13 protein-coding genes and 1 pseudogene are annotated in these 15,953 nt (G+C 68.8%); 3 read left to right on the top strand and 11 right to left on the bottom strand.

Annotated features, from left to right (window positions below):
- The first annotated feature begins 388 nt into the window (after positions 1–388).
- Entirely contained in the window at positions 389–2,725 is a 2,337-nt protein-coding gene (locus BKA18_RS36580; protein WP_429638757.1) for a helix-turn-helix domain-containing protein, read from the top strand.
- A gap of 23 nt (positions 2,726–2,748) precedes the next feature.
- Here the strand turns inward: BKA18_RS36580 and BKA18_RS36575 are convergent, their stop codons facing one another.
- The 8 genes from BKA18_RS36575 to BKA18_RS36540 all read right to left on the bottom strand — a co-directional run bounded on the left by BKA18_RS36575 (position 2,749) and on the right by BKA18_RS36540 (position 10,578).
- Complete coding sequence (locus BKA18_RS36575) at positions 2,749–3,495, bottom strand: hypothetical protein (protein ID WP_366048202.1); 747 nt, start codon at positions 3,493–3,495, stop codon at positions 2,749–2,751.
- Positions 3,496–3,603: 108 nt separating this feature from the next.
- Entirely contained in the window at positions 3,604–4,650 is a 1,047-nt protein-coding gene (locus BKA18_RS36570) for a hypothetical protein (RefSeq protein ID WP_366048201.1), read from the bottom strand.
- Positions 4,647–4,817 carry a hypothetical protein gene (locus tag BKA18_RS36565; RefSeq protein ID WP_366048200.1) on the bottom strand — a complete coding sequence of 57 codons (171 nt, stop codon included), beginning with the start codon at positions 4,815–4,817 and terminating at the stop codon, positions 4,647–4,649. The genes BKA18_RS36570 and BKA18_RS36565 overlap by 4 nt, the downstream gene beginning before the upstream one ends.
- Before the next feature lie 205 nt (positions 4,818–5,022).
- Positions 5,023–5,223 (bottom strand): hypothetical protein, encoded by a 201-nt coding sequence (locus tag BKA18_RS36560; protein ID WP_366048199.1) that lies wholly within the window; start codon positions 5,221–5,223, stop codon positions 5,023–5,025.
- Between the two features lie 124 nt (positions 5,224–5,347).
- Positions 5,348–7,006, bottom strand: a complete 1,659-nt coding sequence (locus BKA18_RS36555; protein WP_366048198.1) for a hypothetical protein — start codon at positions 7,004–7,006, stop codon at positions 5,348–5,350.
- Between the two features lie 137 nt (positions 7,007–7,143).
- Entirely contained in the window at positions 7,144–9,222 is a 2,079-nt protein-coding gene (locus BKA18_RS36550) for a hypothetical protein (RefSeq protein ID WP_366048197.1), read from the bottom strand.
- Between the two features lie 37 nt (positions 9,223–9,259).
- Positions 9,260–10,240 carry a hypothetical protein gene (locus BKA18_RS36545; RefSeq protein ID WP_366048196.1) on the bottom strand — a complete coding sequence of 327 codons (981 nt, stop codon included), beginning with the start codon at positions 10,238–10,240 and terminating at the stop codon, positions 9,260–9,262.
- A gap of 71 nt (positions 10,241–10,311) precedes the next feature.
- Positions 10,312–10,578 carry a cold shock domain-containing protein gene (locus BKA18_RS36540; RefSeq protein WP_366048195.1) on the bottom strand — a complete coding sequence of 89 codons (267 nt, stop codon included), beginning with the start codon at positions 10,576–10,578 and terminating at the stop codon, positions 10,312–10,314.
- A gap of 258 nt (positions 10,579–10,836) precedes the next feature.
- Between BKA18_RS36540 and BKA18_RS36535 the strand changes: the two genes are divergently transcribed.
- Complete coding sequence (locus BKA18_RS36535) at positions 10,837–11,220, top strand: AQJ64_40280 family protein (protein WP_366048194.1); 384 nt, start codon at positions 10,837–10,839, stop codon at positions 11,218–11,220.
- A gap of 350 nt (positions 11,221–11,570) precedes the next feature.
- Here BKA18_RS36535 and BKA18_RS36530 read toward each other — a convergent pair.
- Positions 11,571–11,786, bottom strand: a pseudogene (locus BKA18_RS36530) (aldehyde dehydrogenase family protein); the annotation flags it as partial.
- Between the two features lie 477 nt (positions 11,787–12,263).
- A complete protein-coding gene (locus BKA18_RS36525; protein WP_366048193.1) occupies positions 12,264–12,935 on the bottom strand; it encodes a TetR/AcrR family transcriptional regulator in 672 nt (223 codons plus the stop codon).
- 141 nt (positions 12,936–13,076) lie between these two features.
- Between BKA18_RS36525 and BKA18_RS36520 the strand changes: the two genes are divergently transcribed.
- Positions 13,077–14,210 carry an FAD-dependent oxidoreductase gene (locus BKA18_RS36520; RefSeq protein ID WP_366048192.1) on the top strand — a complete coding sequence of 378 codons (1,134 nt, stop codon included), beginning with the start codon at positions 13,077–13,079 and terminating at the stop codon, positions 14,208–14,210.
- Between the two features lie 809 nt (positions 14,211–15,019).
- On the opposite strand, the gene BKA18_RS36515 is transcribed toward BKA18_RS36520, so the two are convergent.
- The gene (locus tag BKA18_RS36515; RefSeq protein WP_366048191.1) at positions 15,020–15,412 is read right to left on the bottom strand and encodes a hypothetical protein; all 393 of its coding nucleotides are present in this window, start codon (positions 15,410–15,412) and stop codon (positions 15,020–15,022) included.
- Between the last annotated feature and the right edge of the window lie 541 nt (positions 15,413–15,953).

The following is a 15,953-nucleotide window of genomic DNA, read 5'->3' as shown; positions in this document are numbered from 1 at the left end:
CACGGCGGGAGCACGGAACACCGCCGGGCGAGTTCGTTGTCAAGGCGCCCGGCCGTGATCGCGAAGGTCAGCAGTGCAGGGACAGGGTGGCGCTGCGGCGAAGGCACAGCACGCGCAGCAGGGCGGTGGCATAGGTTGCGCGTCGATCCGAGCAAGCAGGCCGGCCGCTGCACCTACGAGCGTGCAGAACAGCGTGAGGACCGTCAGGAGCAGGGCCAGGAGCATCAGGTGTGTGGGTGAGGTCATGTCTTTTCCAAGCTGATCGGACGGTGATTACTCGGTGAATTTCGCGGCTTTGGTGTTCACCAGGGTTCGGGCCGAACAAAGTTGAATGAAGACGGTCGCCGGAGGGACGGAGCAGGCAGGACATGGGGGAAGTACAAGATCGTTGTCGGAACTCGGGCTACGGCTGCGCGTGCTCACGGCGCAGCGTGGTCTGCAGGTAGGTGGGCTGAAGGTACGGAGCGGTTTGGGGCGGACAGTGGTCAGCCAGGCGCTGAACGGCAAGAAGGTGCCGTCCGAGGCCACGCTGGTGGCCCTCGCCAAGGCGCTGAGCACAGATGTGAGGCCGTTACTGGCCCTACGCCAGACCGCTGTGCAGCGGTCTGCTGGCCAGGCTCGGGGCAACGCGCGCGAGCGGCTCGGGTGGCTGGTGCGCAACGTCCGTGATCCTTTCGACCTGGAGGTCCAGCGGGCGATCGACGTCTCCGGCGATGACGGATCCGGCCCTTTGCCGGTGCTGCCGGTGTACGTGGAGCGCGAACACGATGCGCTGCTGCGTGAGTCGGTTCTCGGCGCCTTGGATGGCCGCAGCACGTTGGTGACTTTGATCGGTGGTTCTTCCACCGGAAAGACCCGAGCCTGCTGGGAGGCGGTTCGACTCCTGTCGGACGAGTGGCGTTTGTGGCATCCGATCGCACCAAGCCACACTGATGCGGTGCTCACGGGCTTGCCAGAGGTCGAGCCGCGCACCGTGCTCTGGCTCAACGAGATCCAGCAGTATCTGCTGACCAGTGACCCGGCCGTCGGCGAGCAGGTTGCTGCCGGCTTGCGTGAACTGCTGCGTACGCCCGGGCGCGGTCCCGTCCTCGCGCTCGCCACCACCAATCTGGATGACTGGGACCGCCTCACCGCCACTTCTCCGCCGCACGATGGCTACCCCCAGGCTCGGGCCCTGCTCACCGGAGTCGGTGTCCACGCGCGGATCCCGGACCAGTTCGTCTGTGATCCCGCGGTCCTTGAGGAGGTGGCACAGGCCGACCCGCGCGTGGCCGAGGCCTCCGCAGTCGCCATTGACGGGCGGCTCACCCAGTACCTCGCGGGCGTGCCGGCACTTCTGGAGCGCGTTGAGCACGCCTCCCCGATGGCCCAGTGCCTCATCATCGCCGCGGTGCAGTTGCGCCGCCTCGGCCACGGCCCGATGCTGCCCTCGCGTGGGCTGGAAGCCACTGCGGCTTCTCTCGCCCCTGACCACATGTGGGATGAACATGCTCGCCCTGGGTGGTTCGAGAGCGCCCTGGAGTACCTTTCCGCCCCGTGCCGGGGCGTCCCCGGCCCCCTGAGCCCGGTCCGGCCCAGGCCCGGCACTCCCCCACCGGACCAGCCGCTCTACCGGCTGTCCGACTATCTCTTCGAAATCGGCCGCTACGAGCTCCGCCACGACTGCCCGCCCGCGCCGTTCTGGGCAGCCGCCCTGCAGCATGCCGGCACCGACGAGGACCGTCTGGCCCTCGCCCGGTCCGCGTACGAGCGAGGGCGGGTACGCGTGTCCGCTTCGGTCTCAGACGGCAGGGACCTGTTCGGTCTGTACGACCGCAGCTCCTCCTACCTGCTGGGGCAGGAGGCCGACAGGGCGCGTGCGGAGAGCGCTCTGACCACGATTGGCGAGCAGCGAGCGTCCGGGGAACTCCAGCGCAATGCCGTCCTCGCCTACTTCTACCGGCGCAAGGAAGCACGCCATCTCACGGAAATTGGCGAGCTCGAGCGGGCCGCGGCCGTCTGGTGTGAGCTCGCAGACCAGGGGCACCGGGATGCCTTCGTGCACGTCGGGCGCCATCACCTGGAGCTCGGCCAGCGGACGGAGGCCGAGCGGTGGTTTCGGCGAGGTGCTGAGGCCGGCGAGGATGACGCCATGCAGGCGCTGGTGTTCATGCTCGCCGAGGACAGGCTGTTCGACGAGGCTGTCGAGTGGACCGAACGGATCGCGAGAAACGGGAGCGGGGATATCTACGCCTATTCCCGGCTGGCCTACCGCTATGAGCGGGCAGGCAATCTCACGCAGGCCAAGAACTACTTCCGCAAGGCGATCGACGCCGGGCTCGTGGGCTGCTACCAGGAGCTGGTCCGGCTGCACTACCAGGAAGGTGACATCGAAGGGGCCCGCCGCCTGTATGCGGAGGGGATCGAGGCGGGCGAGACCACTGGCCCCATGATGCGGGCCGAGGAGCAGGGAGAGCACGCCAAGGCCGACGAACTCGCTTTCACCGCCCGGGACCGCGGCTGCACTGTGGAGCCACTGCGGCTCCTGCTGTGGCATCGGCTGCAGCAGCCGGACACGGTCGACCTCGGAACAGCCCTCGCGACCACAGCGATCGACGCCGGCGAGGCCTTCATCGTCGAGGCTGTGGCCAGCGAGCTCTCGGCAGCCGGGCACCACCGTGCTGTCGAAGCTCTGCAGGACGTCTTCGATCAGGCCGACGAAAGCGGGGAGGCTCCGGTTCTATAGGGCCCGACAGGGGGAGGCGGTGGTCAGCCAGGGACGATCGCCTCCGCCAGGCCTGTACCACGGGCGATGGCGTTGAACAGGTCCGGGAGCGAGCGGAGCTCCTCCAGGTAGGTCCTCCAGGTCTCGTCCCTCGCCTCGCCGAGGTGGGTGGTGGTGAGGTAGAGCGCAACGAGGTAGCCGGGCATGGCACCGCCCCAGGTCTGGCCGTTTTCGTTGTCCCACCACGCCCTGAGGACAGCCTTCGTATCGTCCAGGCTCATCAGGCCGGCGCTGGGCAGGACGGCGGTACGAGCGACGAACTCGCCCTCGTCGAAGCTGCGCACGCCCATGAGCAGGCCGGGCAGATACGGGAGGAAGTAGGGGTCCGGTCGGATACTGATCACCCGGGACCGCTCGGATACCGGGAGCTTCTCGAACGCGTCCGTCAGAGCGGGCAGGCTCGTACGGACCTCGGAATGAATTACCAGGGCAAGGGCTCGGGTCTCATCGGGCCTGAGGTAGACATTGTGCGGCACCTGGTCGGCAATGGTCGTGATCTTGGTGTTGTAGAGCGTGCGCATGGGATCGGGCAGAGTTCCCCAGAACGCCGGCAGGTCGCCGAGGGCCGCGAGCTGAATGGCAGGCTCGGCCTTCTCGAATCGGGGCATGTGCCTGGCCAGGCAATTACTGGCCAGGCGCTGGTCACGGTCGGCGAATAGACGCAGGCACTGCGCCATACGGTCGGCAAGCACCGGGGCCGCAAGAGCGAAGTCGGGGACCTCGATCTGCAAGAGGGTGAACTTGGCGGCGAACTCGACGACCTTCTCCCGGGAGGTGGGGCGGACACGGTCGAAGAAGGCGTAGCTGCGCCGGCAGCCGGGAGGTGAAGGCGGAAGGCGTCACACGGGGCGGCCGTCCGGTGTTGGCGCAGTGGGTGCGGCCAGTAGGCGGTCCATGCGGTCCTGGTAGCGGTGGAGGTCTTCGGCCCAGGCAGGGACGAGGAGATACTGCACGGTGCTCAGGGTGATCGCGGCCTCCCCCAGCCGGCTGGCGGGGGCGATGCCTCCGACGCGGACCCATTGGTCCCACATCACATCGCTCATCAGCTCTGCCAGCATCTCGGCGTCGGCGCGTTCCAGGAGCAGTTTCATCAGCGTGGAGGAGGCTTTGGTGCATGCGCGGACCGCCTCGCATAGCAGGTATGCGTCTGCTTGTTCGAAGACGCGGACGAGCCCTGGCAGTCCGTGAGCCAGTGGGGAGATGGCGCGCAGGTCGGTTCCGGCTTCGTCGGCGGCGAGGTGGGCGGCGGTGATCCGGTCGAGCTGCTCGGGCGGGCCGGTCCATACGCTGCGCCAGGCATCGGTGAGTTCTTCGGGGCTGACGTCGGCCATGCCGCCGGTCAGCAGCCGGGCGCCGATGCGGATCAGCGTGGTGTCGAAGGGGTTGGACACGGTGCGGGGTTCGGGCAGGGCGATGCCTGCGGTGTCGGCGTGGTTGCGCAGGAGGCCGTCCAGGTCCCGTCCGATGGCGCGTCGCCCCTGCAGTAGCCGCTCGGCGAGGTCCTGGCGGGCTTCGAAGGCGGTGTCGCTGTCGCCCTGCGGGATCTGGGTCAGGGTGATGCCCGCCTGGCGCAGGGGTAGTTGGATGGTCCGGATCAGGGCCTGGCGCAGCAGTGCAGCGGTCTGCTTGGTGTCGTCGATCGCCCAGAACGTCCAGCCGATCCAGCTGATGCCGCGGCCTGGCCTGGAGAGGGCGGCGAGCCATGCGGCTCGGTGGACGATGTCGGGGCGCAGCGCGCTGGTTGCGGGGTCGGTCCACTGGTCGGTGGGGGCCAGCCAGCGCTTGGCGCGCCAGCGTTCGAGCTGGTGGGAGGTGGCAGTCAGTCCGCAGCGGCTGACCTCGGCGGCCAGGGCGAGTTCCGCTGCGGTGGGCGGGGTGCGGGTCACAGTCGGCTCCTGCGGTCCGGGCCAGCGACGGCGTAGACGGCGGTCGCTGTGGTGACGGCGCTGGTCCACTGCTGGTTCCGGGCGGCCAGCACGGCAGCGGCAGTCACCAGCAGCCACAGCAGGACCCAGTGACCGGTATCTGGGCCGGGCCGTCGCGTTCTGTTCACGATCGGACTCCTTTCGTGCCGGCCCCTTGAGGCGGGGACGGCACTTCTATCTGGTCACACCGGTCGGGCGGGGACGGGAAGAACCTCGCGGGGCAGTCCTTCCCGGGTGGTCGCGGTATCGGTGGGCTCGCTCGTTGCTGGGCACGGCGGGACCGGTTGGGGTCCCGCCGTGCGCAAGGGCGCGCCCTGGTTGACGCGTTGGGCGTTACTGGTGGCGGCGGCGGTCGCGCCACCAGGCGAGCCGGTGCGCGGACTCCTGAGGGAAGACCGACTGGAGGGCGACGACGCCCAGGCCCAGTGTGAGGCAGCCGAAGGCGGTGGCGGCCAGCCACCACGGGGCGCCGGTCAGCGCCACGACCAGGCCGGTGACGCCGGCGGCCAGGAACGAGATCAGCGGTCGGGACATTGCGAGGTCTCCCCCATTTCAGGTGGGCGCCCTTTGAAAGGTGCGCGGATGTCGTGCCCGGCTTATGTCTTTGGGCGTGCATCCAGCTCACAGGACAGGGGGTCAGTCTGTGTATCGGTGGGTGTCACATACGGAAGCCGTATTGGTCGAAGGCGCGGTGCCAGGCCGCTTGCATCGCCTGCTCCAGGAGCAGGGTGCTGCGCTGGTGGGTTGCGGTGGCCAGCCACTGCAGGAGGTCGGGCGGGGCTCCGGCGACGAGCTCGGCGGCCACCGTTCGTCCGGGCCAGCTCCAGGTGGCCCGGGCCACGCCGAACGTCGGCCTCTTGTGCTCGTTGTACTTCAGGGTGAGGCGGTGGAACTCGCGGGCGTTGCGGCGGGCCTCTTTCAGCTTCTGGAGGTAGATCTCGCTGGCCCCCGTGTCAGCGACCCGGTCGATGAAGCGGTCCATGTTCTCCAGGGTGATGGCGCGGGCCTCGGCCATGATCCGGTGCTGTTCCTTGGTGGTGATGAAGCCGAAGCGGCGCGCCTTGTCGGCGGGCAGGTCCAGGGCGATCCGCAGGGAGGGCTCCTCGGCGAAGGTGTGGTTCCAGTCGATGAGGAGGGCTTCGATGAAGCCGAGGACCTGGTCGGGGCGCAGCGTGGCGGCCGCTGCGGCCACGGGTTCGAAGCCGGGCACCGGCTGCCATTCCGAGCCCGGCCTGGGCAGGAGCGGCCAGAAGGCCTGCCGTCCCAGGTAGGGGAAGGCCAGCAGTCGGCCGTTTGCCGCCCAGGCAGAAAACGGCTCGGGCGGTTGAGCGGCGGCCCGGGCGGGGGCGTGGGCGAGCCAGGTGGGCGGTGTGCGCAGCAGCCAGCCGGGCGAGGCCGGTTCCTCCATCACGCCGGCTGCGGGATCTCCTTTCGTACGCTTGACCAGCCACTCTTCGAAGTACTCGAGGCTCGCCCGGCGCTGAGCGCGCCAGACCGCGGTTCCGCCCCGGCCAGTGAAGTCGTAGCTCGTGATCCCGTGCCGCCTGCGCCACCGCCTGTCATCGCTGTCGTCGGCCTGTAGGCGGTCCTGGTACATCTCGTTGAACGCCTCGTCCTGGTCGTACAGGACCTGCTCCCAGCGCCCGGCATTGGGGCCGGTGAGGTAGCCACGGGCAAGGCCGGTTGCCTGGCGGAAGCGGTCCGCTGCGTGCCATGCCTCGTCCCGCTCCAAGATTTCCGCGACGCGCAGCACGTATTCATGGTCGGGGGTTAGGGGGACGTTAGACAGGTGGAGGGCGGCTCGCACGGCCTCCGCTTCCACCAGCCATGCCTTTTCGGGACCGGTACTGGTTGCGGCCACCGTCAGCCGCCACAGGCCAAGCGCGGCGCCGTGACGCAGCAGCGGGAGCAGGCCGGTGAGAAAGTTGTCGTCGAAGCGCTCGTTCCGTGCGATGGCGGTCGTCACCGCGTCGGTGAGCATGCGGCCCTGGTAGTCCCGGTAGGCGCGCGGGTGCTGGCCCGGTAGCCGCAGCGAGACCGCGCGGGCTCGCTCCAGCAGGCCGTGCGGCGCCCGCACACGTAAGGGCACGTCTTTCCTTGCATCGCCCCGCCAGCGCGGCGGCGGGGGGTAGCGCAGCACGGTGGAGGTGTGAGTGAGCCGGTCCTCTGGGTGCTTTTGTTCTTGTGCTGTGAGGTGTTCGGTGAGCAGTTGGCGGACCGTCTCGTCCCGAGAGGTGCCCCGCCGGGCCATGATGCGGCGCAGGGCGTCAAGGGTGCAGGGGGCGATGCGCACATTGGTCTCTGCGTTGATGGACACCTCGTCAGTCCTTGCTTTTCCAGAGGTCCCATGCCAGCGACGAGCCCGCGTGATCATCGCCTCGAGCACCATCATGTCGTCGGCGGAATCCTCGTCGAGTGGTAAGGGCAGTGGTCGCAAACTGATGGATGCTTGGCTTACTTGCGGGAGTAGGCGGAGGGTGTGGCGCGGTTGCCGGCGACGATGCCGACAACGACTGCCCGGTCTGTTGTGGCCCCGCGGGGCCGATGGGTGGTGGTCCAGGCGACTTCATCGACGCGCAGGTTGCCTTGGGTGTCGTTCTTCGGGGTGAGGTCCAGGACGAGGAGTTGTCCGAAGGGGGCGTTGGTGTTGCTGTACTCGGCGGCCTGGGTGAGGTAGCAGCTTTCGAGGTACTGGGGATCGTTGTCGGTGGCGTCCTGTTTGATCTCGGTGAGGTAGCGCAGGGAGCCGAAGTGCGCCATGACGTCGGCGCGGCCCATGCCCACGTCAACGGGTTCGACGAGGACGACGTTGTGCAGGGGGCCTTTTTGGAGCCACTGATGGAAGTCGCGTTGTAGGTCGGCCTCGACGGGCTTGCGTGTTCCCTCGGGTTTGCGCCGGTAGTCGAAGGGGGGTGGTTCGCCCTTCTTGGTGGAGCCGAAGAGGTTGGTGCGGGTGATGTCGGAGCGGCTCTTGAGGAAGAGAAGGGTTTGCTCGACCAGCACGGAGAAGGTCTGGCGGACTTCCCCGGTGAACGAGGGATGGGCGGACAACTCGGCCATGAGCTTGTCGAGTCTGGGCACGATGAGCGGGTCGGTGGCTTTGAGGCGGGCGACGTCGCTGGCGTGGGCGAGGCCTTCCAGTGTGAGGAGCTGCTGGTCATCGAGTGTGCTGGCGATGCCCAGGGCTTGGTCTTTGAGCTGGAGGAGCAGGGTGGGTGCCAGGCGTTGCAGGCGGGCGAGCGCCGTTCCGCCGGGGTCGTCGTCATCGCTGCCGTCGTCGGCGGCGTTGGAGGAGTTGGCGGAGTTCGTCTCGCGCTGGGCTGCGGTTTCGATTGCGGTGAGCAGGGTGTTGGCGGTGGCGACATCGAAGCCGCGGGCGGCGTGCTGGGTTGTTTCCTGGGCGGCGCGACGCAGTTGTGCCAGGAAGGCCTGCTGGCGCAGGAAGCTGTCTTCGATCGCGGGCTGGACCAGCAGGGCCAGGCCTTGGCCGGTGTCGCCTGCCAGGGGATGGACGGTGCGGGCAGCGCTGTAGGCGGCGAGGACGGTGTCGAGGGCGTGCCAGGCGTCCATCCAGGCATCGTCCTGGAGGGTGGTGGCCGCGGCGCGTAGTTGGAGGACGAGGTGGTGCCAGGTGATTTCCGCTGAGCGGCGCGGTCGGAGCCATTCGGGCTGGTGGGTGCGGTGGAGCCAGGCCTGGCTCTGGTCGAGGGTGTCGGCGATCTCGTCGGCGGCGTGGTTGATGGCTGCTGCGTCTTCCCGGCCGAAGGCGAGGATGGCGTCGCAGACCGCTGCGTAGGTGAGGGCGTCGTGGCGGGCTTCTTCGGCCTGGGCGGCGGTCTCGAACTGATGGCGGGCCTGGACGAGGTGGGTGGTGACGGTGCCGATGTCCTGGGAGGAAAGGGCGCGGCGGAGCAGGTCGCAGCCGAGTTCGAACATCGCGTCCACGTCGGTGGCTTCGTCGTGGGTGAGTTGCTGCAGCAGGGTGCGTACCGTGTCGGCGATGGTTTCCTCGTCGGCCCATCGGTCGAGGGTGAGGCCGAGGAGGCGGGGCAGGCGTTCAAGGAAGTCTTCGGGGCCGTCGGTCGGCACGTCCTCGAGTGCTTGCCACAGTTTGAAGGGGGTGACCGCTTCGGCGACCGCCAGGCGTACGGCGGCTTCGAGGCAGGCGGCGGCCAGGAGTGGTGCGGCCTTAATGCGGTCGGGCAGTCCGTCCAGCAGGGCTGCGGTCAGGGGCTTGCCCAGTGCCTTGGCGGCGGCGGGGCTGTGGAGGAGGGCGTCCATGGCCGCGGTGAGGTGCAGGACACTGTGCTGTGCGGCGAGTCCTTCGGGGAGTGCGGTGGCCGCGGGCTGCCATTGGGTGTCGCTGCGGTTGTATGCGTCGGCGACGGCTTCGGCGAGGTAGGGGGCGAAAGGGCCGGCGGCCACGTCGCCGGCCTGGCTGGCGACGGTGTCGAGGGCGAGGCCGAGGGCAGGGAAGGTGATGGGCTGGCCGTCCGCGGCCAGTTCGGTCAGCCGGTCGGCGAGTTGCGGCACGGCAGCCGTCCTTTCCTGCGTGCTCTCGGGTGAGGCATCACCATAGGGAAGCGCCGGGCTCGGCCTGCCGGATGCTGTCGGCGGGCAGGGCTGCGCGAGCCAGGTCGAAGTCCGCGGTGGTGATGACCACCTGCAGGTCGCTCTCGGCTGCGACGGTGGCCAGTTCCTTGAAGAGCTTATGGGCGTCGGCGGACTGCATCTCCTCGGACTTGGGGCTGTCGATCAGCAGCAGGCCGGGGTGGGTGGATACGCCGTTTGCCCGACCGACCCTGAGCAGGGCGATGGCGACCGCGATGCGCAGCCGCAGGCGTGCGCCGGCGGTCTGGTCCTTGAACCATTCCTGCTTGCTGCCGAGGGGGAAAATCTTCAGGCGGGCGCCGCGGTCGATCGCCACCGACTTAAGGGAGGGGACCCCGAACAGGGTCGCCAGCTCGGCGGTCTCCTCGTTGACCTCTTTGAACAGTGCCTCGGCTGCCGTCTTGCTGTCCTTTTCCAGCAGGTCGGCGGCGGCCGCCAGGACCTTGATGGCCTTGGCCTCGCTTTCGTCCAGGGCCGGTTCCTCGGGCTCGCGGAACACGCTGAATGCGCCTTCCAGCCGCAGCACGTTCTCCTGTGCGGCCAGGCGAGCGGGCAGGTCGGCGGCGGACTGGGCACGCCGCAGCTGCTCCTGCGCACCTTCCAGCTGGCGTGTCAGGCCATCGACGGTGGCCTCGGCCTGCTCCAGAGCCTGCTTGGCTGCCGCTTCGGCGGCGGTACTCGTCACCAGCCGCTGCTGTGCCTCGGCGGTGATGTCCTGCGGGTCTTCGTCGTCTCCGGCCACCTCGCGCGCACATACAGCGCAGGTGTGGGCGTGCCGCTCCTGCTGGCGGCGCGTGTCGTCGATCTGCTGGTCGCAGCGGGGGCAGCTGGTGGGGTTCAGGCCATGGAAGAGCAGGCGGGCAGTGGCGCTTTCGGTGACGTCGTTGAGGAGCTTGGCGGCCTGCTGGCGTTCGGTGCGCGCCCGGCGGAAGACGCGCACAGCCTCGTCCCACGCGTCCTGCGCGTCGGCCAGCGCCCGAGCGAGCTGGACCGCGTCGTGGGCCAGGTCTGTCAGGGAAGCGTCCTCGCCGTCCCTGGTGCGGCGGCCGTCTCGGGCCGGTCGTCGCCGGTCCAGACGGCGGTGGCCCGGTAGTCACATCCGTCCTGCCCACCACGCTCGAACTCGAACGAAACCGTCTGGCCCGAGCTGAGTGAGCGGTAGCCGCTCATCAATACGCTGCCGAAATGGGCCCAGCAGCCGCCTGGGGTGGTGTCGGAGTCGATGACTCCCCAGCCCTCGTCGCTGTGCCACTCCCGCACGACGCCAATCGTCCTCATGGAGTCAGTGTCGCATCTGACCGTGGCGACGGTGGGGCCGCTGTTGGCACTGGCACCGGTACGTCGCCGTCCCACAGGTCACAAGATCCGCGCTCGGGAGGTAATCGCAGATCGCCTGGTGCCGTGCTCGTTCAGGCTCAAGCAACCTTCGCGAGCGCCGGGCGGTCTTGCCAGATGCCGAGGGCGGGGCGATGCCGGTGCCGACGCGCCGGCATAGGGGCAAAAGACGACGTGCCGAGTGCCTGAGTGAGGGTGAAGATGACCAATCCGAACACCGTGGTGACGTGGGTTGACGCACGCGAGAGGCTGCCTCGGAGCGGTACACCGGTGGCAGCAGCGATCACGGGCCGATATCCAGCTGACAGCGCCACCGAGTCCGACACGGCGTTGGGTGAGGAATTTTGGCTGGTGAGACCGATGTACTTCACGACTCTGCACTGGAGTGAGGACGGGGCTGAGCACAGAGACTGCTTCGTCGACTCCGACGGGGTTGTCCGTTTGCCCTACGGCCTTACCAGCGCTGAAACCGTGACTCACTGGGCTGAGCTGCCCACCCTGCCAGGCGGGATGACGCACGTCGTACTTGGGGAAGACGTGCAGCCAGCTCTCCGGAACGCGTGGGCCGCTCGTCCCCTCACCTGACCCACAGCTGCTCGGACCCTCTACGCGAGTCCCACATGGCGGCCGAGCCAACTTGCCTGTGACGGCATCAGTTTGACGGCCACTCACTGCTCGCCGGAGGGGGCATCCGCCCCAGGGATGCCCTTCTTATCGAGTGATGGACACACCAAGGCCAGCAGCGACCTCGGTGAGTTTCTCGTTCTTACGCAGGTGCGCCAGAGCGAGAACGGCCTGCACGGAACAAAGCCCAACCTCCCCCAGCACGAGCCGAGTTCACACACTTTTGCATAGGCGAGCCAGGAGATGCGCTCACGACGAAAAGGGTTCGGTCAGAGTGCAGGGCAGACCCGCCAGTGGCGTCACCCGGTACATCAGCACTGTCGGAGTTGTAGCGACTTCGTCCGTAGAAATTCCATGAGCCCGTGCTTGCCGAGTTCTCGCCCAACGCCTGATTGCTTATTGCCGCCGAAGGGAGCGAGCGGGTTAGATGCCCCGCCGTTAACCCTCACTTGGCCGCACTCCATCGAGCGCGCAAAGGTGATTGCCTGGCCCTCCTCGGCCGCCCAGACGGCCCCTGCCAAGCCGTAGTCGCCCTGCCGTGGGCGCGTCAAGGTATACGAGCCCTGTCTACGATCGTTCGTGAGCGAACTGCACGGCTTCCTGCGCCTCGGCACCGGGTGCGAGTGCCGCAAGGCCGGCCAGGTGGCCGCCCGCGGAGAACCCCACCAGACCGATGCGGTCCGCCCCACGCGCGCGGCGTTGCCGGATCTCGGCACGGAGGGCATGAGGCGGTGCTGGATGCCTGGCGTTGAGCGAATAGCGGAAGACACTCGCCTGGATCCCGAGCCCGCCGAGCGGGTACTGCTGCGTGCCGCCGACGTTCCTGCCCCCTACGTTCTGGTCGCACACCACCCTCGGCTGTGCCTACGCCCGCCGCTTCCTGCAACTGTTCCCTGACGAGGTGGCGGAGCGGCCGCGGCGCCTGACCGTCGAATGTCTCGGCTGCGCATGCCCGAGCGACGACCAAGGGATGCCGGCTGTGACGGTGGGGGGCGGCTGGTCGGCTACTGGCGAGCGGTGATTCCGGTGAGGATGAGGTCGATACCGGCGAGGAACTCTGCTCGGTCGTCGTGCTTGCGCAGCTGTCCGGCGACGGTTCGGGTGAACGCGTACTGGTCGGGGTCGAGCTCTGTCCATGCGGTCGCCACGGCGTCGAGGAACTCCGTCCGGTCCGTGCCCGGCTGGAGCGTCCGGAGGTTGGCGGCGTTCTGACCCGCCACCCCGAGGATGTAGTTCATCAGCGCGGACGCTGCCGTGAACTGGGCGGCTTCGGGCACCCGGAGCGCCTGGACCCGGCGTCCGATGCGTTCGAAGACCCGCAGCATCGGCGACTGTCCGGGCGTGCGGGCGAGGTACGTACCGACCCATGGGTGGGCGTCGAAGGCGTCGAACACGCCGAGCGCGAGGGCGCGGATCGCCTCCTGCGGCGTCGCGTCGGTGTCGTCGCCGGTGATGGTGGTGGTGACGACAGCGTCGGTGGCGGCAGCGAGGAGTTCGGCCTTACCCGTGACGTGCCAGTAGATCGCCCCTGGACCGGTCGTAAGGCGCTCGGCCAGGGCGCGGAACGTGAGACCACTCTCGCCCACCGTGTCGAGGAGTTCGACGGCAGCGCTGATGATGCGCTCCCGGGAGAGCGGTTCCTGCCGTCGTTCCGGACGACGCGTCCTGCTTGCCATGCCTCCATTCTAGACACCTTGGAACACTGTTCCACCTTGACAAGACATGGAACGCCGTTCCACTCTGAGCCGTCTGGAACGGCGTTCCAGGCGTGCCGTCCGGGCGACCGCCCAACGGTCCGCGATCAGGAAGGAAGCACCATGACCACTCCGGTCACGATCATCGGCGCGGGGCTTGGAGGACTGACGCTCGCCCGCGTCCTCCACGTCAACGGCATCCCGGCGACGATCTACGAAGCGGAGACGTCGCCGATGGCTCGCGCCCAGGGCGGCTTGCTCGACATCCACGACTACAACGGGCAGCTCGCGCTCAAGGCGGCCGGGCTGTTCGAGGAGTTCCTCGGGATCATCCACAAGGGCGCCGAGGCGTCGCGGGTACTCGACAAGGACGCAACGGTCCTGCTCGACGAGCCCGACGACGGTACCGGCAGGCGTCCGGAGGTACACCGCGGCGCCCTCCGGCAGATTCTGCTCGACTCGCTGCCCGTCGGCACGATCCGGTGGGGGCGCAAGGTCACCGCGGTCCGGCCCCTCGGGGGCGGCCGACACGAGGTGACGTTCGCGGACGGGGCGACCGTGACGGCCAGCCTGCTGGTCGGTGCGGACGGAGCATGGTCGCGGATCCGTCCGCTGCTGTCCGATGCCAAACCCGAGTACGTCGGCACGTCCTTGATCGAGACCTACCTGTTCGACGGCGACACCCGGCACCCGGCCAGCGCCCGGGCCGTCGGCGACGGCTCGCTCTTCGCCCTCGCCCCCGGCAAGGGGATCTCCGCCCACCGCGAGCCGGATGGCGTCCTGCACACCTACGTAACGCTCATCAAGTCTCAGGAGTGGATAGACGCCATCGACTTCACCGACGCCGACGCGGCCACGGCCCGCGTCGCCGCGGAGTTCCATGGCTGGGCCCCGGAACTCACCGCCCTGATCACGGACGGCGACACCGACCCGGTCCCACGCACCGTCAACGCCCTGCCGATCGAACACCGCTGGGACCGCGTGCCCGGCGTGACGCTGCTCGGCGACGCCGCCCACCTGATGCCCCCGTCCGGCGAGGGAGCCAACCTCGCCATGTACGACGGCGCCGAACTCGGCAACGCCCTCGCCGCGCACCCGGACGACATCGAGGCCGCGCTCACCGCATACGAGGAGGCCCTGTTCCCGCGCAGTGCCACCGCTGCCGCCCAGGCTTCCCGCATCCACCAGCTGTGCCTCGACGACAACGCCCCACACAGCCTCGTCCGTTTCTTCACCAACTACGGGCAGGCCGGGTGAGCCACAGCCGCTCCGGAACGGGCCATCAAACGGAAGCCGCCTGCGGGCGCGTGGGACGGGGCCTGGTCCGGACGGCGTCTAGGGCGACCTGGACGACGAGAAGCGCCTTCTCGCCAGCCTCGGCGACGACCAGGACGCTGCGGCAGGCCGCGGGAGCGGGCTGAACCATCCGGACCGTCGGTCGGTACGGGCCGGGACCACCGCTCTGGACCAGGCCAAGCGCACCGGGCGGTCGGTGGAAGTCACCTCTCTGCGGGGTGAGTCGGCTGATGTCGTGGCGACTCCGGAGGGCAAGCTTCAGGCCCGCCAGCGCCGGTGGCGGCGCTGTTCTTCTGCTTCCAGCGCTACTTCGTGCAGGGCGCCAACCCGGGGCGGCCAAGGAGTAGCCCTGGGGAACTCGCTGCACCCGACCCCCAGCATGTCGTCGCTGTCGGCGGGCGGCGGATGCGGCGGCGCCACAGCATCAGCTCGCGGTCACCGCGGCCGTGGGTATCGGGCTGACCGTCGTCACGGCAGGCTTTTCGAATCTGGTGGCCGCCGGGAGCACGGCTTCTGGGAGAGGACAGCTACGGGCGCAGTCATCAGCGGGGCCGGCCAGATGGCCGCCGACGGGGTCGATGCTTCTTCCCGCCGTTCGTGCTGGTGGGCCGCCCGTCCCTCCTGGTGGGCCGCCCGTCCCTCTCCGGTGGCGAGGGGTACCGAAGAGGGACGGGACGGCTGGGCGGTCCGCCCGCCGGCGAAGGCGGACCATGCCGTCCGCTGGGGGAAAGGACGGCGTCTGGGGCCGGGCACCCGTGCGTCATCTGGCTTCAAGGGCCACAGAACGGTGCGACCGCGGCCTCGATGGCCGCTCGTAGCACCCGGACGTCGGTGATCAGCCAGCCGTCGGTGGGGCATTTCCGCCAGTGCGGCCCCGGCCCCTCGACGCGGGGCGGCGGCGGGACGACGAGGTGTTGCGTCACACCGAGCGGACGGGTATCCGGGACGTCCCACCCGGCCGTTGAACCCACCCGTACGAACCAGTAGACAGCCGGCTCGCGCGGGTCCTCGATCACGGCACCGCTGCGGTTCCCCAGGATCGCCAGCGCGCGTAAGCCGACACTGCGGGGCACACGGACCGCGTCCCAGTCGACGCCTGCGGCCTGCAACTCGCAGCCCCCGATGGTTGGCAGAGCAGCTGGTCGGTATGTCCTGGTGTGCATGGGTAGCGGCTCCTCACCGTCTTCGTCGCGCGCAGGACCGATGTCCGGACCGGCTCGTCGTTCTCCAAGGGCCGATGGGGTGCGACAGCGGCGGGACTGCCGACGTGTGCACGTCCGATTCCGCGCCGGGCGGGATGGCTCTGACGAGATCTCCCACCGGTTGCCCGCCGCCGCCCGACCGGCCGGTCTCCTCCCTCCCACAACAGGAACCGGCCGCGTCGGGCGGGCCAGGGGCGGCGCGTCCGCGACCGCGAGGAGGAGTCGTACGGCGACCGCCAACGCCCAAGGGAACGGGTAGGTGTCCCTCAGCCGACGCCGTCGTCGTACGGTCATTCGCCTCGCCTCTGCGGTCACCGTTCGCATCGGCCACCCGTCAGATGGTCAGCGTCCGGGCCGTCTTCCGCAGCCGCCATCAGGGCGGCCTTGGGGGCAGTTGAGCCGCACCAAGGGGCGCCCACTCGCGAGCAGCTTTTGCCACACCACCGGAAAAATCTTGGAGTTCTCCCGTCATAACGCGGCACGGGACGTCTCTGAGTAGGTG

Origin of the sequence: Streptomyces auratus (genome assembly GCF_050433025.1) — a bacterium.
In the GTDB taxonomy this organism is placed as follows: domain Bacteria; phylum Actinomycetota; class Actinomycetes; order Streptomycetales; family Streptomycetaceae; genus Streptomyces; species Streptomyces sioyaensis.
This window is presented reverse-complemented; position numbering and strand designations above follow the sequence as displayed.